Genomic DNA, 16,399 nt, shown 5'->3' on the forward strand with positions numbered 1-16,399 from the left:
TCATGAGGCTTCTGCCCATTCGGGGGGCAATCTGGAGCTGGCGCGCCCGGCCTCATGTGGCCATGGTGTTGCCCCTGTGGTCGCTCCTGCCGGCGTTCTATCGGCCAGCGGGGCAGGAAGACGGAAAGAAAGCGTGTCATGATCCCACTCGACATCCCAGCCGCTTGAGAAACGGCGGGACATCCCTTGCCTTGATTTGAGAAGCGCAAGCCGCCAGCGCGGCGCACCCGAATATGAGGATTGGCCCGATGATTGGCCTGAGGATTGGCTGGGCGAGGCGGGCGCTGCGGGAAGCGATGCGACGGACCAGCGGGTCTCGGCCGCCGTGCCCTCCGCTGAAGCCTGTCGCCCGCGCAGGATGAGGGCGGTGACGCCGTGGCGCGCGGCGCGCAGGGCAAGGCGGCGGCTGGCGGCGAAATCATAGGCGCGGGCGCTGTCGGGCAGGATGCCGGCGACGGCGGCGAGCGGCGCATGGGAAAGCCCTTCCTCCAGCGCCCACAGAATGTCGATGGGCTTGCGCACCTCGATCCTGATCAGCCGGTTCGGGTCAAGCCCGAGGGCTGCCAGACCGGGCGGGTAGAGCGCGCCTTCGCCGTTTGCCAGATGCGCGGGCACAGCCCAGAGAATGGGGCCGGGGCGCTGGCGGAGAAGACGCGCCAGAAAACAGATGCCGAAGCCCGCGCCGGCGGCGAAATCGCCATGGGTGGCCGGGAGGATTTCATGCAGCGCGCCAGTCTTGAGACCGTGGGCGGGAAGGGCGGCGTCAAGTGCCTCTGCGCCCAGCCCAAGCGCGGGGCGGGCGTTGGGCGTCAGCCTTTCCTGAGGGGCGATGCGGCGGCGTAAGGCCTCTATCTCGAACCTGTGTTTCATGACGCAACTCCGGAACGCACTAACAGGACGCGGCGGATGCCGACACGGTCTGCACCGGTGGCGGCGCGCCGGAAGCGCCCTGATTCAAATTCGCAGCATCTTCCTTCAAGGGACTGATTTGACTCGTCTTCACGCCTGCGCCCGGCAGGGCGTGCGCGGGCGGCGCATCGCGCAGCCATTCTTCCAGAAGGCGTGTGCGCTGAGGCGTGGCACTGCCGGCGCAGACATTTGTGAAAGGGCAGGAAGCTTTGCTGCTGCGGGCGCAAAACGTCCGCCCGAGATCCTGCATGAGGAGGTGGTGTTCTTCAGTGTCGGAAGCCTCCCAGCCATTGGGGAGCTGGCGGTTGAGAAGGCGGACCGAACGCTCGGGCGACGTCTGCTCGGGCACGAGGCCGAGGCAGCGCGCTGCGCGCCAGTGCGCCGTGTCGACGACAAGAACGCGCCTGCGCAGGGTGCTCATGTTGAGGGTGGCAGCGCTGGTCTTGGGGCCGACGCCGTAAAGCCGTTCCAGCCAGGCAAGGGCGTTCTCCACCGGCCAGCCATGCAGGAAGCCGAGATCGAGCGCGCCGCGCAGGCTGGCGATTTCCTGCAGGACGCGGGGCAGGGCTTCGGCCTTGCGCTCGGGGTGGGTGACGCCTTCAAGAAGCGGGTCGAGTTCGTGGGAGGATGCTTCGGCCAGACGCTGCCAGGAGCCTCTGTGCCGCGCCACTTCGAAATGCTCGACCAGAGCGGCGAAAACCCCGAGCGCCGTTTCATTGTGCGTTCTGCCGCTGAGCATCGCCAGAATCATCTGGCTTATCGGGTCGAGACGCACGAAATCCGTGGGCGGTCCGAAGACAGCCAGCAAGCGCTGATGGAGGCTTGCAATCCGGTCGAAAGGTGCAAGGGGCAGGGTGTATTGCATCCCCGCATGATAAGAACAAATAGGGAACAAATCAATCGTTCTCTACCATCGGGCTGAGAACAGCTGAGGAAAACGAAAGGCCGCCAGACAGCTGGTCCCACGGCAGACGCGCGCTGTCTGACGGCCCGCTCCAGCGTTCTGACGACGCTTTCAGCAGTGTCCCCTCTGGACCCTGCCATACTGAAAGCATCAAGCGTGCCAGTCGCAGTTCGCCTGGGCTTTATTCTGATTTTTCAGTGTGTTGCCGTTATCTGTCCAAGTGGGCGCGTTTCGTTCTCGCACCGGCCATGATGCGCATCAGAGCAGGCTGCCCACGAAACGGGCAGGGCCTTCATCAAATAGCGACTTCCAGACGGTTGCGGCCTGTGGATTTTGCGCGGTTGAGGGCAGTGTCGGCCTGACCGAGCGCGATCCAGAAGCTCTCCTTGCGCGGCAGCGGCGTGTGCAGGCCGACGCTCACGGTAAGCGGGATCTCGATCCCGTCGAGATTGAAGGGCGTATCGGAAACGGCGGTCTGGATGCGTTCGGCAAGGCCGAAGGCGCGTTCGGCGTCATAGGCCGGCAGCACAAGCGCAATGGCCTGCCCGCCGAAGCTGGCGACCATGTCCGTCTGGCGAACGGCTGACTGGACGACGGACGCGACGTGGCGCAGAGCCTGCTCACCGGCCGCGTGGCCGTGTTCCTCAAGCACCTGATCGAATTCGTCGATGTCGATGAGCGCCATGGAGTAGGGTTGCCCGGCCCAGTTCATGGCGGCGGCGAGTTCCGGTCCCAGCTTGTCGAAGACACGCCGGTTCAAAAGCCCGGTTGCCGTATCCGTGGTGCCCATCGGTGCCTCCTTCAAGCGTCGTGGTCCGAAATGCGAGCGCTGCAATTCAAGAATGCGGCCGATCACGATGGCGGCAATCACATTGGCCACAATAGCAACCGGTGCGACTTCGCCCAAGGTGCGCATGGCGGTTTCCCACGGCATGAGGAAAACCGAAATCAGGGAGACCGATGTCAGAAGGCCGACGCCGGCGAGCGCGACCATGGAAACGCGCCGGCCTTTCACCATCTGCGCGAAAGCCAGGCTCACCAGGCTGCAGATCAGGACGGCGACAATGCCGCTCGCCACGCCTGCGCCGCCAAGCCAGATGCGACCGAGGATCGCGACAGCCGAGGTGATGGCAAGCGTAATCCAGCCGCCATAGGTCATGGCGAGAACGACAAACACATTGCCGATGTCGAAAGACAGGCCGGAGGAGGCGTGTGCGGTGAAGAGGGCAGGCCCGATGGAGCCCACGGAGAAAAGCGCGGAGACGAGAAGGCTGCGCTGTAAGGATGTCAGCGCAAGCCGGGCCGCGCGCTCGTAAAGAAGCGCGGCGATGACCGCAATTCCCAAGCCTTGCAGGAACTCGGATGCCAGGGCAGCCATGTCCATCAGGTCAATCTCCGCAGACGCCTCACCAAAAGAAACAACGATTTGCGTGCGAAAATGCAGCCCGCCATTACTTCGCCTGATACTCAGTATGTATGACAAGGCAGCGTAAACACAAGAAGTTCCAGTGCAAAGCCCGGTTCTTCAACTTGTTCGCGTATTTCCGTGGAGGTTTGTCCGTCCGGTTGCCGCAGGGTAACGGCATGTTTACACCGCTGAAATATTATATGCCGGCAAAAGGGCGAGGGGATGGGACGTTTGCAGGCGGTGTTCGAGCGGTTTTACGCGTTGCGCATCTGGCAACAGGCATGCATCGTCACTCTGGGCGCTGCCGTGGGTGCTGACGCGCTGACGCTCATTCTTTACTCCATATTCTTTTCCGACCGGCTGATGCTCGACCTGATTCTCACGGCCGTCATCACCGTTCTTGTGGCCTACCCGATCTCCTATGTTTTTCTGAGCAAGACGGCGACGGTCGCGAAACTGGCAACGGAACTGGATAAGGCTGCAACGACTGATTACCTGACCGAGCTGTGCAATCGACGCAATTTCATGCAGCAGGCGGGCGCGTTTATCGGAGAAGCCGACGCCTCGGCAGGTGTCGTTCTCTTCATCGATGTGGATCACTTCAAGCTGATCAACGACCGGTTTGGCCATGCCGAGGGGGACCGGGTGCTTGTGCTGGTGGCGGAGGCAATTCGCCAGAGCGTGCGCGTGGATGATATCTGCGCGCGCATTGGCGGCGAGGAGTTCGCCGTGTTCATGCCGGGCGCGGACCTGCCGCTTGCGCGTACGGTTTCGGAGCGCATCGCCCTGAGCTGCCGTCTCGTGGGGTGCGCGGCGCACCCCGAAGAGCTTTCCACCACGGTGAGCATCGGCGTCGCCATGCATCGCCCGGAGCAATCGCTGGATGAAGTTGTCCGCGAGGCCGATTTCCTTCTGTACAGGGCCAAGCGGGGCGGGCGCGATCAGGTGATGTATCGCGCGCCGCATGAGGTCGTCGCCTGAGGGTGGCGCCGGGCACGCGGTTCTTGGAATGAAAAACGGCGCCGAAGGGCGCCGTTTGCGTATCGTCTATTCGACTTCGATGTGGAAAACCGACCAGACCCAGCCGCGTTCTTCTTCTTCCGGCGCCTTGGCGCCACCGGTGTCGTAGACCAGCCACAGCGGCCCAAGCCCGCCTATGCCGAGTGGCTTTCCGTCGACCTTCATGGCGAGGATCCATTCATGGGCGGCCATCTTGTCAGCATCCATTTCGAAGCCGAAGCCATCGAGCGCATAGAGTGTCGCGCTGTCGCCTGTCGCACCGGCCGTGGCAAGAACGTCTTTCAGAAGCGGGCCTTCCATGGTGAGCGGGCGCGGCCAGTCTTCCGTGTCGGCATTCACCTTGATCGTCTTCTGCGGAAGGGCGGCAAGCGTCTCCCAGTCGAAGCTGTGCGCCTTGTCGAACGTCTTGTCGTGGAACTTCAGAAACCCGTCAAAGAACGGGTCAAACGCCTCACGATTGGTGTTGTCGATCTCGCCGCTGACCGTCAGCAGCGTACCCTCGGCCTGGCCGGGGGAAACCGTTGCAAACAAGAGGGACGTGGCGATGGAAGCCGAAATCAGTAATCCGCGCATTGCCGTCTCCGGGTGGTTTCGTTTGATGATGGCGCAGACCCTAGGCGCGTGCTCTTAACGCGGTGTTAAGAAATTCACCCGACGTAGCGGCCCTCAGCCGATTGTGGTGAAGCGGCTGTGCGAGGTTTCCCCAATTGATTGGAATTTACAGGTTGCATAATTCAACCAGGCATTGTGTATTGCTAGCCGTCGCACATCAGGGGAAGTGGTGCGGCATTTGTCATTCAGACGGAGGGACGGGGTGAACGTCGTCGCATTCAGGGCGGATAAAGAAGACGAGCACCCCGCGCGTGGACGGGGTGCGCGGCCTGCCGCGATGGGCGCAACGGATTTCGATGCCTGGCTGAAGCATCTCGGTTTCAGCGAACGGCATGCAGCAAGGGTGCTGCAGGTGGGCAGGGCGACGATCGCGCGCTATCGGCGCGAAGGCGCGCCGGCCCATATCGGCTATGCCTGCACGGCAATCGCTCTCGGCATGCCCATATGGCAAAAGGCCGAGTAGGCGATTTTCCCTCGAAGATCGCTTTTCCGTCATGGTCGGCCTGCCCGTGTTTCAGGCGAGGCGCTTCTGTTTCAGCTTTAATGCCGATTGATACAGAAGCAATGGGTGAGGCTGGCGCGGCGCGCTATCGCGCATGATCTCTGTCAGAAAACAAAAAAAGGCCGGGCGCTAGCCCGACCTTCTCGATCATCTCAACGCCCCGTGCCAGTACATCCGTGGTCACGTGGCGGAGACGAAGCTTATGCAGCCTGCAGGTTGTCCGCAGCGCTTTTGCCCGACCGGCGGTCCTGAACGATCTCGAAGCTGAGCTTCTGACCTTCAACGATGGACTGCATACCGGCGCGCTCGACGGCAGAGATGTGAACGAACACGTCGTTCGCGCCGTCATCGGGTGCGATGAAGCCAAAGCCGCGGGTGGTGTCGAAGAATTTTACGGTTCCAGTAATCATGCGATTTTCCTTTCAAATCGTCATAGGGAATCGATGCCTGACGATTGCCAAGCACCGGGTAGTTCGAATTTGAGGGAAGATCGTAGGGGCGCTTTGCAGCGCGGAACAAAGTTCAACAGCAAGTTCGATGCTCCACATATGGATGTGGATTGTGTTTGAAACAAGGTCTGATTGAAAGATAGTTCACCCCCTGATCACACATGCGCATTTCCGACTTTCGGGAATGCTCAAAATCCCTGCCGACGCGCTGGAAGTGCGAGAGCAATCTGCGTGAGAACGGGTGGCAGAGAGGGGGAGCCGACACAGCTTGAAGGGGAGGACTGGCTCAACCCTTGGGCAAAATGTCGATTTTTGAAAACTGGTCGGAGTGGCAGGATTCGAACCTGCGACCCCCTCGTCCCGAACGAGGTGCGCTACCAGGCTGCGCTACACTCCGTGACCAGACGGCGGGCTTATAGCCGCCGGATTTGAACTGCGCAAGATCAAACCGACATTCAATACGGACTTTCTACATCGCCGGTCTCCACATAGACCGATTTGGCCTGTGAATAGGCGGCGAGCGCGGCCATGGCGTTCTCCCGGCCGAAGCCGGACTGCTTCACACCGCCAAAGGGCAGTTCCACGGGTGTCAGATTGTAGGTGTTGATCCAGCAGGTGCCGGCTTTCAACGCGTTGATGACGCGATGGGCGCGGGCGAGGTTCTGCGTGAAGACGCCGGCTGCAAGGCCGAATGGCGTGTCATTGGCGCGCTCGATCACCTCGTCTTCGTCCTCGAAGGTGAGAATGCTCATCACCGGCCCGAAGATTTCCTCACGCGCGATTCGCATTCCGTCGGTCACATCGGTGAAGATCGTGGGCTCCACATAGTAACCGTCTTCCAGCCCCTGCAGTCCGGGTGCGCTGCCGCCATGATGCAGAGTTGCGCCGTCCTCGCGGCCGATCTCGATATAGCGCAGCACCTTGTCATGCTGCGCCCTGCTGATGAGCGGCCCGAGATGGGTTTCGGGGTCGAGCGGGTCGCCCAGGCGAATCGCACTGGTGCGCTCCGTCAGGCGTGACAGGAAGCGCTCGTAAATGCCCTTCTGCACAAAAACGCGGGTGCCGTTGGAGCAGATCTGGCCAGTCGAATAAAAATTGCCGAGCATGGCGCCGCCAATGGCGTTTTCCAGATCGGCGTCATCGAACACGATCAGCGGCGACTTGCCGCCGAGCTCCATCGTGGCGGGCTTCATGTGGCTGCCGGCGAGGGACTGCACCTTCTTGCCGGTCTCCACCGAGCCGGTGAGCGACACCTTGGCGACCCCGGGATGGGCGACAAGAGCAGCGCCGACATCGCCCAGTCCCTGCACCACGTTGAAGAGACCGTCCGGAAGCCCCGCCTCGGTGTAAATCTCGGCGAGCTTCAGCGCGGAAAGCGGGGTCACCTCGGAGGGTTTGAACACCATGGCGTTGCCCATGGCGAGTGCGGGGGCGGATTTCCAGCCGGCGATCTGGATCGGATAGTTCCACGCGCCAATGCCGACGCATACGCCGAGCGGTTCATGTCGCGTGTAGCCGAACGCGCCGCCAAGCTCGACCTGTTCGCCGTTGAAGGCGGCAACCGCGCCGCCCAGAAACTCCAGAGCCTCGGCGGCGGAAGGGGCGTCGGCGACCAGCGTTTCCTGAAGCGCCTTGCCGGTGTTCAGGGTTTCCAGCGCGGCCAGTTCTTCATTGTGCTTAAGAAGAAGGTCGGCTGCGCGGCGCAGAATGCGTCCGCGCTCAACGGGTTTCAGCTTCGCCCAGGCCGGCTGGGCCGCGCGTGCGGCCTCGACGGCAAGCTCGACGATGTTCGGGGTCGCGGAATGAACGCGTGCGATGGTCTCGCCCGTTGCCGGATAAACGACATCGATGACGGCGCCCTGTTCATCTTCCACATAGTGGCCGTTGATGTAGTGCGATGCTTTTGGCTGCGCGCGCATAATGTCTCCAGCTTTGGAGCGCCTTCGCTTTTCGTTGAGTTGCGAAAGCGCTGAAACTTTTTGTTTTGCCCAATTCCGGGCGGAAAACCGGTTTCCGCCTTTCCTGAAATTGCCCTATCGGTCGGTCTCCCGCCAGCGCGGGTTGATCCAGGGTTCCTGATTGGACGGGCTGAGCGGTGTCCGGCCAAGAATATGATCGGCGGCTTTCTCGCCCACCATGATCGATGGCCCGTTGAGATTGCCGTTGGTGATACGGGGGAATATCGACGAATCTGCGACCCGCAGACCTTCGACCCCGATCACGCGGCATTCCCCGTCGACAACGCTCATCGCGTCGCTTGCCGCACCCATACGGCAGGTGCCGCAGGGATGATAGGCGCTTTCGGCATGATCGCGGATGAAGGCGTCGAGTTCATCGTCGGACTGGATGCTGTCGCCCGGCGCGATCTCGCGTCCGCGATAGGGGGTGAAGGCGTCCTGCGAGAAGATCTCGCGGGTGAGGCGGATGCAGTGGCGGAAGTCGCTCCAGTCCTGCGGGTGCGACATGTAGTTGAAGCGGATCTCCGGCTTGTCCCAGGCGTCGCCCGATCTGAGGTGGATCGCGCCGCGCGATCTGGAGCGCATCGGGCCGACATGCGCCTGAAAGCCGTGTCCCTTCGCCGCCGCCTTGCCATCATAGCGGATGGCGACGGGCAGGAAGTGATACTGGATATCCGGATACTCGACGCCGGCTGCGGAGCGGACGAATGCGCCAGCCTCGAAATGATTCGATGTGCCCAGACCCGATTTAAAGAACAGCCATTCAGCGCCGATCAACCCTTTGGAAAGGAGATTGAGCTTTGAATAGAGCGTGATCGGCTGAAGTGATTCCTGCTGAATGTAGAGTTCCAGATGGTCCTGCAGATTGCCGCCAACGCCGGGCCGGTCGGCTACGACATCAATGCCGCGCTCCTGCAGATGTGCGGCGGGGCCGATGCCCGAAAGCATCAGCAGCTTTGGTGAATTGATCGCTGATGCTGCGATAATGACTTCACGTCTTGCTTTAACGACCTGAATCTTTCCGTGAGCTTCGATCTCGACGCCGGTGGCGCGTTGATTCTCCATGACAACGCGGCGCGCGAAGCCATTGACGAGACTCACGTTCTTTCTCTTCAGCGCGGGCCGGAGGTAAGCGTTGGCCGTGGACCAGCGCCGGCCCCTGTGGATCGTCTGCTGGAGTGCGCCGAAGCCTTCCTGTTTGGAGCCGTTATAGTCCGGCGTGGTCTCGAAGCCGGCCTGTCGGCCCGCTTCAACGAAGGCGGAAAAGAGCGGATTGTCGCGCGGGCCCTTGCGTACATGAAGCGGGCCGTCGGTTCCGCGCCAGCCGGCTTCGCCATCCTCCATCGTCTCCATGCGCTTGAAGTAGGGCAGCACATCCGCATAGGCCCAGCCGGCCGCGCCCTGTTCGGCCCAGTGGTCGAAGTCGCGGGCGTGGCCGCGGACATAGACCATGCCGTTGATGGAGGAGGAGCCGCCGATCACCTTGCCACGCGGTGTGGCAAGAACGCGTCCGCCCAGATGAGGCTCCGGCTCGCTCTGAAAGCCCCAGTCATAGCGCGCCATGTTCATGGGAAAGGAGAGGGCGGCGGGCATCTGGATGAAGGGGCCGATATCGCTGCCGCCATATTCGATGACGATGACCGAATGCCTGCCGTCTTCCGACAGGCGGTAGGCAAGCGCGGCGCCGGCGGAGCCGGACCCAATGATGACGAAATCGGCTTCAGCCATGGAACGGGCCCCCGTGAGGCGTGTGACGGGCAAGCGCCATGTCGAGATAGTCTTCGACGAGGAAGATGGCGGTCCGGGAATCCTCGACGCCTTCGCCGAGCGCGCGGCGCAGATAAAGACCGTCGATAAGGGCGGCGATGCCGCGCGCGGTGCGTATGGCGGCAGGGCGGGGAAGACCGGCGAGGCCGCTCAGAAGGTCGCTGTGAAGGCGATGCACGTAGATGCGGAAGAGGCGGCCAAGCGCTGCATCGCGCCGCGCCTCCACATAAAAGGCGAGCCAGGCGGCGATGATCTCGGGGCGGAACTGCTCCGGCGAGAGGTTGACCGCGATGATCGCGCGCACCCGTTCCGGCCCGGAAAGCGGAGCGATGGCCGGGCGGATCTCATTGCCGAGCTGGGTGAGGATGTGGCGCATCGTGGCGAAAAGGAGGTCGTCCTTGCCGCCGAAATAGTGATGCGCCAGCGCGGTCGACACGCCGGCGCGACCGGCAATGTCCGACATGGTGACGTTCAGCGCGCCGCGCTCGCCAATGGCGCTGATGGCCGCATCAATGAGCGCGCGGCGGCGGATGGGTTCCATTCCGATCTTGGGCATGGCTCTCGTTTATTATTGATTGATGAGTCAATCAAGAAAAAATCGGAGGCTCGGGCCGGGTGTTTAAATAGTTCAGGCTTGAACGGTCTTCGCGCCGGATTTATGATTTTGTGAGACAGTTCATCAACGCGCCGGCCTGTGGCTGGCGGTCCGGGAGAGACGAGATGACCGCATGCATCGTGGGCTGGGCCCACTCCAAATTCGGCAAGCTGACAGACGACACGCTGGAAGGGCTGATCGTGCAGGTGGCGCGTGAGGCGCTGGACCATGCGGGCATCGGGCCGGAGGATGTGGACGAGATCGTGCTCGGCCATTTCAACGCGGGTTTCTCGCCGCAGGATTTTACCGCAAGCCTCGTGCTGCAGGCCGATGACCGGCTGCGCTTCAAGCCGGCGACGCGGGTGGAAAACGCCTGCGCGACCGGTTCCGCCGCCGTGCGGCAGGGCGCGCGTGCCATTGAGGCGCGTGCGGCGCGCATCGTGCTGGTGGTGGGCGCGGAGCAGATGACCAAAACGCCGGGACCGCAGATTGCGGAAAACCTGCTGAAAGCATCCTATCTGCCGGAAGATGGCGAGATACCGGGTGGCTTTGCCGGCGTTTTCGGCAAGATCGCGGATGCTTATTTCCAGAAATATGGCGACCAGACGGATGCGCTGGCGGCGCTGGCGGCAAAGAACCACAAGAACGGCGTCGACAATCCTTACGCGCAGATGCGCAAGGATCTGGGTTTTGAGTTCTGCCGTCAGGAGAGTGAGCGCAACCCCTATGTTGCCGGCCCGTTGAAGCGCACCGATTGCTCGCTGGTTTCCGACGGGGCGGCGGCTGTCATTCTGGCGGACACGCAGACGGCGCTTTCGATGCGCCGCGCGGTGGCGCTGCGCGCCAATGAGCATGTGCAGGACTTCCTGCCCATGTCGAAGCGCGACATCCTGCAGTTCGAGGGCTGTGAGGCGGCGTGGAAGCAGGCGCTGAAGAGCGCCAGCGTGACGCTGGACGATCTCTCCTTCGTGGAGACGCATGACTGTTTCACCATTGCCGAGCTGATCGAATATGAGGCCATGGGACTGGCGAAGCGCGGCGAGGGCGGCAGGATCGCGCTCGAAGGTCAGACACAGAAGAACGGGCGTCTGCCGGTGAACCCGTCGGGCGGCCTGAAGGCCAAGGGCCACCCGATCGGCGCGACCGGCGTTTCCATGTACGCGCTGACGGCGATGCAGCTGACCGGCGAGGCCGGCGGCATCCAGATCCCCGGCGCGACGCTGGGTGGCATCTTCAACATGGGTGGCGCGGCAGTCGCCAACTATGTGTCGATCCTCGAACGGATCAAGTAGAAGGCGCGGCCTTCTCGCCTGCCGTTGCCGACGGCCACAGTTCGACGCGTCCGAAGCCCGGCACTTTCAGTGCCGGGTTGCGTATGTCGAGGCCGGCGACCAGTCCCAGAAACTGAAGCTCGAAGCCTGAGCGCAGGCCGGCGGCAAACCCTGCCAGGCCGCCAAAGGACACATGGACATCGCTCCAGTCGGGCGCGTGATCGAAGGCGAAGAGGCCGGGGCGATAATCACGGCCGACGGCGGTGGGCGGCAGGGCGATGTCGAGGTCGGGCACCGTGCGCAGCACATGCGCGGTGAAGGAATTGGAATTGGGGCCGGGCCACAGTCCGTAATCGCCGCGCTGCGAAAACGGATAGCTGGTGATGGCCGCTTCCACCTGAGGGATAAGGCGTTCGGCCTCTTCCCCCTTGATGGCGGTCACCACATAAGGCGTGTTGGAATACCAGCGCCCGTCCGCCGGGTAGGCGTTTCGGCGCACCGGGCTGCCCCAGCCAACCTTGTCGTAACGGTCATAGCCGGAGGCGTTCGCACGTTTGAGCACAAGCCAGCTGTGAACGGAGAGCGCGCCCTTCATGCCGCCGGTGCGTGCAGCCATCACGTAGACTGCGGCCTGCGGATCGTCTGCGGGAGCGGGCAGCACGCCACTCGCCGACCAGTCGGCGCTGCGCCAGGAGCCAGGCCGTTCCTGCACCGCCCACCAGGCCAGTGAAGCTGAGGCCGGCAAAACGAAGACGACGAGGAGAAAGAGCAAAGTTCGCTTGAAAAAACGCATGGGGGCCAGTCTATTGTCGCCGGAAGATGATGAAAATGAATCCCGCAAATTACGGTGAAAACATGGGCAATCCGGTTCTGGTCGAGGTGTTGCGCGGTAACGTTGTCGAGAGCAGGCACCGGGGCGCCATCGCCGTGTTTGATGCGGATGGCGGCGCGGTGATGAGCCTGGGCGATATCGACCGACCGGTTTTCCCGCGTTCAGCCGTGAAGTCCATTCAGGCGCTGCCCTTTGTGGAAAGCGGGGCGGCGGATGCCTATGGCTTCGGCAATCGCGAGATCGCGCTCGCCTGTTCGTCGCATTCGGGCGAGCCGGAACATGCGGCGCTGGCTATCGCCATGCTCGAGCGGGCGGGGCTCGGCGCGGACGCTTTCGAGTGCGGGGCGCACTGGTCTTCTCAGGAAGATGTGCTGATCGAGCAGGCGCGCACTCTTTCGGAGCCGACGGCGGCGCACAACAACTGTTCCGGCAAGCATGCGGGTTTCTTATGCACCTGCGCCCATCTGGGACATGATCCGCAGGGCTATGTGGCGCTGGGTCACCCGCTTCAGGATGCGGTGAAGGCAGCGATGGAAGATGTGACGGGCGCTGCGCACAAGAGCGATCTGTGCGGCACGGATGGCTGCTCCATCCCCACCTATGCGGTGCCGCTTCGGGCGCTGGCGCTGGGTTTTGCGCGCATGGCGACGGGCTCGGGGTTTGCGCCGGAAAGGGCGAAAGCCGCCCGACGGATTTTTGCGGCCTGCATGGCCGAGCCGTTCTATGTGGCGGGCAGCGGACGGTCCGACACACGCATGATGGAGGCCGGACAGGGCCGCATCTTCACCAAGACGGGGGCGGAAGGCGTATTCTGTGCGGCGATCCCCGAGAAGGGCCTCGGCATTGCGCTCAAATGCGATGACGGAGCCACGCGGGCTGCCGAGGTGATGGTGGCCGAGGTTCTGGCGCAGCTTCTGAAGGGGGATGCGCTTGCCGGGACGCTGCATGAGATGGCGCGGCCCGTTCTGACCAACCGGCGCGGTTTCGAGGTCGGCGGGCTGCGGCCTTCAGACGTTCTGGATGTTCAGGCCGACCATTGCGGCCATATTAATGGGTCCTGACCCTAGATTGCCGTGCGCCCCTCTGGGGACGCAGGGGACGTTCCAAACCATTGATGGTGCAACGGCATGATGGCATGGCCTCTCAAGCGACAAGGCTGACGTCCATGCTTCAAGTGCGCAGGATTTGCCTGTCCACATCGTGCGAGAAGTTCCGTGATTTCAAGCATGACAGAGGACATTCATGACCTGCCTGGAAAACTACAATGACCGCCTCAACCGGGTGCTCGATCACGTCTATGCCAACCTTGAGGAGGATCTCTCCTTTGATCGTCTGGCGGAAGTTGCCTGCCTCTCGCCCTATCACTGGAGCCGCATCTACTCGGCCATGCGCGGCGAAACCATTGTCGCGACGATCCGCCGGTTGAGGCTCCAGCGCGCCGCCGACCGGCTGGCCAATTCAGAACTGGACATCGACGCCATCGGCGCTCGTGCCGGTTATGGTTCGCCAGACACGTTCGGCCGGGCGTTCAAGAGCGCTTTCGGCATGAGCCCCGCAGCCTATCGCGAAAAGGGATCGCATGCAGCATTCAGGGCCGCGAATGCCGCAGGTGCGGCGCGCGCTTTTCCGGTGGTGGTGGAGCGTGTGCCGGAACGTCGTTGCGCAGGGATCGATCACACCGGCTCCTATATGGAAATCGATCACGCCATGGGACGGCTCTTCACCACGCTTGCCGCCCGCGACGCGATCCCGGCCGAGCCGGCCATGATCGGCGTGTTCTTCGACGATCCGGATATCGGCCCCGAGACCGAATTGCGCTCGCGCGCCTGTCTGCCGGTGGCAGAGTCCTTCGCAATCGATGCGCCTCTCGTGGAGACGGTGCTGCGCGGTGGGGCATATGCGAAACTGAGCTATACGGGCCCTTATGCCGACATGCGCGGGGCCTATCGCTGGTTTCTGGGCGTGTGGCTGCCTGCATCCGGCTATGAGCCGGAGGATGCTCCCATCTTCGAGGCCTATCTGAACGATCCGCGCGAGGTGCCGCAAAGCGAACTCCGCACGGATATTTACCTGCCTCTCAAGGCGGCGCAGTGAAGCCGAAGCCGCACACCTGCTGAGCATCGTTCGACAGAAAGGGCAGGTCTTTCAGTTTAGCCTGCGCGATTGTCTGCGACTGTCAGGTGCGGAATGTCCTTGCTGCCGGCGCGCAGCAGGTCGCCGGTGACGGCGTCGGCCCAGCGGTGGCCGACGACCGCGCCATCCGGCGTGTCTTCAAAGACATTACCGGAAATGACTGCTGCGCCCGTGCCTTCGACCACGGAGACAATGATGCCGGTTTTTGCCTTGCGGATGACGTTGCCCGAAGCGGTGATGTTGCGCAGGAAGGGCCCCCAGCCCATGCGAATGCCGGCAAGCGGCGCGTTCTCGATGACATTGCCGGTGACCGCGCTGTCGGCCTCGACATTGATGCCGATGCCGAAACCGGCCATGGGCGAGGGGTAGGGGCCGTTTGCGGAGAGGTTGCGGACGATGTTGCCCGTGCAGGCGCAGAGGCGGCCGCCCTTGTCGAAATTTGCCATGGAAATGCCGTGGGCCGCGCCATCCACCAGATTTCCGGTGATGACCGCGCCCTGAAAGGCGAACTCGGCATAGAGCGCCGTCTCGCCGGAGCGCAGGCAGGTGTTGCCGGAAATCTGGAGGTTGCCGGCGCTGTTGCCGCGTATGGCCGAGAAGGCGCAGTCGGAAATTTCATTGTCCGATACGCGCAGATTGTCGGCGCGATAGGCGTTGACCCCATTGCCATACTGGCCGGTGCCGCCCCTGTCTGCGCGGATGCGGGTGATGCGGTTTCCCGCAATGCGGCTGCCATCCGCGCCGGGGCTGCTGCGATGGACGAGAATGCCGCCATTGCCGCAATCGGCAATGGTGTTGGCGCTGATGTAGAGCCCATCCGAATCCAGCGCGTAAAGGGCGTAGTCGGAGGCGTCCGCGATCTCGCTGTCGCGGATCCGCCCGCGTGCGCGGCGAAGGGCGAGGCCACTGCCGCTGCTGGCCCGAAAGGCGCATTGCTCAATGGCGAGGTGTTCTGCACCGTCAATGTCGAGAAGCGCGCGCGCATCGCCGGAAAGCGGCATGTACACGCCATCGAGCGCAAGGCCCGACAGGGAAAGGTGTTCACTGTCGCGCGCCGTGAGAAATGCGCCGGCGCGTTCCTGCACGAGGCGCGTTGCGCCGGGAACACCGATGAGGCGGATCTGACGGGGAAGCGGCAGGCCCGACAGGCGATAGCGGCCGGGCGGGAGAAAGACCGGTATGGATTCCGCGCTGGCGCGTTCAAGCAGGGCGGTGAGGGCCGAAGTCTGATCTGTGGCGCTGTTCGGATCGATGCCGAAATCCCGCGCACTGGCAGCACCAGCCGCCATGCGCCCGAGCGCGGCGTCGGCAAAGGCAAGATGCGGCATGGAAAGGCCGAGAACGGCAAACCCTGCGCTGGCTTTCAAAAATCTGCGGCGGTTCATTTTGGCACAACTCCGGACTGGCCCGATTTTGAATGCAGGTTTCGTGCCGTGAGGTTCAGGTTTCGAGAGGGACCGTGTGGTCGCGGAAGAATGCCGCAGCGCCTGCTTCATCGATCTCGCTGGCGGCGATCATAAGAACGAGTTGAATAACGTCGTGCTGTTCCGCTTCCATGCTCAGTCCATTGAAGTACAAAAAGAGGTCGGCTGCGGCGAGGCCGGTACGCTTGTTTCCGTCGACAAAGGGGGGGCTTTACAATGCCAAAAAGATAGGCAGCTGCGAGCGCGCACAAGTCGGGCTCTTCATGGGCCTCTTTCTGCAGAGGGCGATGAAGCGCAGATTCCAGTGCGCCGCCATGAAGACGCAACTGCTCAAGATGCAGCGCTTCTATGAATACGCGTGAATGAAACTCGGTCACCTGGCCAGAACACGGTAGGCCGTTTCGTATTTCTTCATACGCTCACGCGCGATCTTCATCTTCCGCTCGAACTCTTCCGGATCCTCTGCCGGGGGGCGAAGGCGCAGCTCCGTTCCGTCCTCGAGAAGGTTAAGCGTGTCACCGGCGCGCAAATTGTCCCGCTCAAGCACTTCCTTTGGAAGGATGACCCCTTCCGAATTTCCGATCTTGCGAATGGTCACATTCATGGCTCCGGCTC

16 protein-coding genes, 1 tRNA gene and 1 pseudogene are annotated in these 16,399 nt (G+C 62.6%); 5 read left to right on the plus strand and 13 right to left on the minus strand.

Features of this window, described 5'->3' with window-relative positions; translation table 11 throughout:
• From JYP46_RS03515 to JYP46_RS03525, 3 genes are all read right to left on the minus strand, one after another.
• Complete coding sequence (locus tag JYP46_RS03515; RefSeq protein WP_222473850.1) at positions 1-870, minus strand: ImuA family protein; 870 nt, start codon at positions 868-870, stop codon at positions 1-3.
• Between the two features lie 19 nt (positions 871-889).
• Entirely contained in the window at positions 890-1,774 is an 885-nt protein-coding gene (locus tag JYP46_RS03520; RefSeq protein ID WP_206547277.1) for an endonuclease III domain-containing protein, read from the minus strand.
• 334 nt (positions 1,775-2,108) lie between these two features.
• Complete coding sequence (locus JYP46_RS03525) at positions 2,109-3,197, minus strand: GGDEF domain-containing protein (RefSeq protein ID WP_113154568.1); 1,089 nt, start codon at positions 3,195-3,197, stop codon at positions 2,109-2,111.
• A gap of 246 nt (positions 3,198-3,443) precedes the next feature.
• Here JYP46_RS03525 and JYP46_RS03530 point away from each other — a divergent pair, with 246 nt between their 5' ends.
• Complete coding sequence (locus tag JYP46_RS03530) at positions 3,444-4,202, plus strand: GGDEF domain-containing protein (protein WP_206545881.1); 759 nt, start codon at positions 3,444-3,446, stop codon at positions 4,200-4,202.
• Positions 4,203-4,268: 66 nt separating this feature from the next.
• On the opposite strand, the gene JYP46_RS03535 is transcribed toward JYP46_RS03530, so the two are convergent.
• A complete protein-coding gene (locus JYP46_RS03535) occupies positions 4,269-4,814 on the minus strand; it encodes a putative pterin-binding protein (protein WP_206547278.1) in 546 nt (181 codons plus the stop codon).
• A gap of 241 nt (positions 4,815-5,055) precedes the next feature.
• On the opposite strand from JYP46_RS03535, the gene JYP46_RS03540 reads away from it, so the two are divergent.
• Positions 5,056-5,316 (plus strand): hypothetical protein, encoded by a 261-nt coding sequence (locus JYP46_RS03540; protein WP_206547279.1) that lies wholly within the window; start codon positions 5,056-5,058, stop codon positions 5,314-5,316.
• A 239-nt stretch (positions 5,317-5,555) separates the two neighbouring features.
• On the opposite strand, the gene JYP46_RS03545 is transcribed toward JYP46_RS03540, so the two are convergent.
• From JYP46_RS03545 to betI, 5 genes are all read right to left on the minus strand, one after another.
• Complete coding sequence (locus JYP46_RS03545) at positions 5,556-5,765, minus strand: cold-shock protein (RefSeq protein WP_206545885.1); 210 nt, start codon at positions 5,763-5,765, stop codon at positions 5,556-5,558.
• A 359-nt stretch (positions 5,766-6,124) separates the two neighbouring features.
• Positions 6,125-6,201: transfer RNA gene (locus tag JYP46_RS03550), tRNA-Pro, on the minus strand.
• 58 nt (positions 6,202-6,259) lie between these two features.
• Positions 6,260-7,723: a betaine-aldehyde dehydrogenase gene (betB, locus tag JYP46_RS03555; protein ID WP_206547280.1), complete on the minus strand. Its 1,464-nt coding sequence runs from the start codon at positions 7,721-7,723 to the stop codon at positions 6,260-6,262.
• A 114-nt stretch (positions 7,724-7,837) separates the two neighbouring features.
• Entirely contained in the window at positions 7,838-9,490 is a 1,653-nt protein-coding gene (gene betA / locus JYP46_RS03560) for a choline dehydrogenase (protein WP_206547281.1), read from the minus strand.
• The gene (betI, locus tag JYP46_RS03565) at positions 9,483-10,085 is read right to left on the minus strand and encodes a transcriptional regulator BetI (RefSeq protein WP_206545888.1); all 603 of its coding nucleotides are present in this window, start codon (positions 10,083-10,085) and stop codon (positions 9,483-9,485) included. The genes betA and betI overlap by 8 nt, the downstream gene beginning before the upstream one ends.
• Positions 10,086-10,249: 164 nt before the next feature.
• Here betI and JYP46_RS03570 point away from each other — a divergent pair, with 164 nt between their 5' ends.
• Positions 10,250-11,416 carry an acetyl-CoA acetyltransferase gene (locus JYP46_RS03570; protein ID WP_206547282.1) on the plus strand — a complete coding sequence of 389 codons (1,167 nt, stop codon included), beginning with the start codon at positions 10,250-10,252 and terminating at the stop codon, positions 11,414-11,416.
• Here JYP46_RS03570 and JYP46_RS03575 read toward each other — a convergent pair.
• A complete protein-coding gene (locus JYP46_RS03575; protein WP_206547283.1) occupies positions 11,409-12,188 on the minus strand; it encodes a DUF3750 domain-containing protein in 780 nt (259 codons plus the stop codon). The genes JYP46_RS03570 and JYP46_RS03575 overlap by 8 nt on opposite strands.
• Positions 12,189-12,250: 62 nt before the next feature.
• Between JYP46_RS03575 and JYP46_RS03580 the strand changes: the two genes are divergently transcribed.
• Together JYP46_RS03580 and JYP46_RS03585 are read left to right on the plus strand one after the other, a co-directional pair.
• A complete protein-coding gene (locus JYP46_RS03580; RefSeq protein WP_206547439.1) occupies positions 12,251-13,288 on the plus strand; it encodes an asparaginase in 1,038 nt (345 codons plus the stop codon).
• 181 nt (positions 13,289-13,469) lie between these two features.
• Positions 13,470-14,321 carry an AraC family transcriptional regulator gene (locus JYP46_RS03585; protein ID WP_113154578.1) on the plus strand — a complete coding sequence of 284 codons (852 nt, stop codon included), beginning with the start codon at positions 13,470-13,472 and terminating at the stop codon, positions 14,319-14,321.
• A 56-nt stretch (positions 14,322-14,377) separates the two neighbouring features.
• On the opposite strand, the gene JYP46_RS03590 is transcribed toward JYP46_RS03585, so the two are convergent.
• The 3 genes and pseudogenes from JYP46_RS03590 to JYP46_RS03600 all read right to left on the minus strand — a co-directional run bounded on the left by JYP46_RS03590 (position 14,378) and on the right by JYP46_RS03600 (position 16,388).
• The gene (locus JYP46_RS03590; RefSeq protein WP_206547284.1) at positions 14,378-15,745 is read right to left on the minus strand and encodes a TIGR03808 family TAT-translocated repetitive protein; all 1,368 of its coding nucleotides are present in this window, start codon (positions 15,743-15,745) and stop codon (positions 14,378-14,380) included.
• A gap of 55 nt (positions 15,746-15,800) precedes the next feature.
• Positions 15,801-16,161, minus strand: a pseudogene (locus JYP46_RS03595) (type II toxin-antitoxin system death-on-curing family toxin).
• A complete protein-coding gene (locus JYP46_RS03600) occupies positions 16,158-16,388 on the minus strand; it encodes an AbrB/MazE/SpoVT family DNA-binding domain-containing protein (protein ID WP_206547285.1) in 231 nt (76 codons plus the stop codon). The pseudogene JYP46_RS03595 and the gene JYP46_RS03600 overlap by 4 nt, the downstream one beginning before the upstream one ends.
• Between the last annotated feature and the right edge of the window lie 11 nt (positions 16,389-16,399).

Origin of the sequence: Nitratireductor aquimarinus, assembly GCF_017255295.1 — a bacterium.
GTDB lineage: Bacteria > Pseudomonadota > Alphaproteobacteria > Rhizobiales > Rhizobiaceae > Nitratireductor > Nitratireductor aquimarinus.

Excerpts from the sequence above, each read along its gene's own strand:
- JYP46_RS03600 (WP_206547285.1), bottom strand. The coding sequence starts at position 16,388 with ATGAATGTGACCATTCGCAAGATCGGAAATTCGGAAGGGGTCATCCTT.
- JYP46_RS03575 (WP_206547283.1), bottom strand. The coding sequence starts at position 12,188 with ATGCGTTTTTTCAAGCGAACTTTGCTCTTTCTCCTCGTCGTCTTCGTT.
- JYP46_RS03525 (WP_113154568.1), bottom strand. The coding sequence starts at position 3,197 with ATGGACATGGCTGCCCTGGCATCCGAGTTCCTGCAAGGCTTGGGAATT.
- betA (WP_206547281.1), bottom strand. The coding sequence starts at position 9,490 with ATGGCTGAAGCCGATTTCGTCATCATTGGGTCCGGCTCCGCCGGCGCC.
- JYP46_RS03545 (WP_206545885.1), bottom strand. The coding sequence starts at position 5,765 with ATGATTACTGGAACCGTAAAATTCTTCGACACCACCCGCGGCTTTGGC.
- JYP46_RS03585 (WP_113154578.1), top strand. The coding sequence starts at position 13,470 with ATGACCTGCCTGGAAAACTACAATGACCGCCTCAACCGGGTGCTCGAT.
- JYP46_RS03515 (WP_222473850.1), bottom strand. The coding sequence starts at position 870 with ATGAAACACAGGTTCGAGATAGAGGCCTTACGCCGCCGCATCGCCCCT.
- JYP46_RS03520 (WP_206547277.1), bottom strand. The coding sequence starts at position 1,774 with ATGCAATACACCCTGCCCCTTGCACCTTTCGACCGGATTGCAAGCCTC.
- JYP46_RS03590 (WP_206547284.1), bottom strand. The coding sequence starts at position 15,745 with ATGAACCGCCGCAGATTTTTGAAAGCCAGCGCAGGGTTTGCCGTTCTC.
- betB (WP_206547280.1), bottom strand. The coding sequence starts at position 7,723 with ATGCGCGCGCAGCCAAAAGCATCGCACTACATCAACGGCCACTATGTG.
- JYP46_RS03535 (WP_206547278.1), bottom strand. The coding sequence starts at position 4,814 with ATGCGCGGATTACTGATTTCGGCTTCCATCGCCACGTCCCTCTTGTTT.
- JYP46_RS03580 (WP_206547439.1), top strand. The coding sequence starts at position 12,251 with ATGGGCAATCCGGTTCTGGTCGAGGTGTTGCGCGGTAACGTTGTCGAG.
- JYP46_RS03570 (WP_206547282.1), top strand. The coding sequence starts at position 10,250 with ATGACCGCATGCATCGTGGGCTGGGCCCACTCCAAATTCGGCAAGCTG.
- betI (WP_206545888.1), bottom strand. The coding sequence starts at position 10,085 with ATGCCCAAGATCGGAATGGAACCCATCCGCCGCCGCGCGCTCATTGAT.
- JYP46_RS03530 (WP_206545881.1), top strand. The coding sequence starts at position 3,444 with ATGGGACGTTTGCAGGCGGTGTTCGAGCGGTTTTACGCGTTGCGCATC.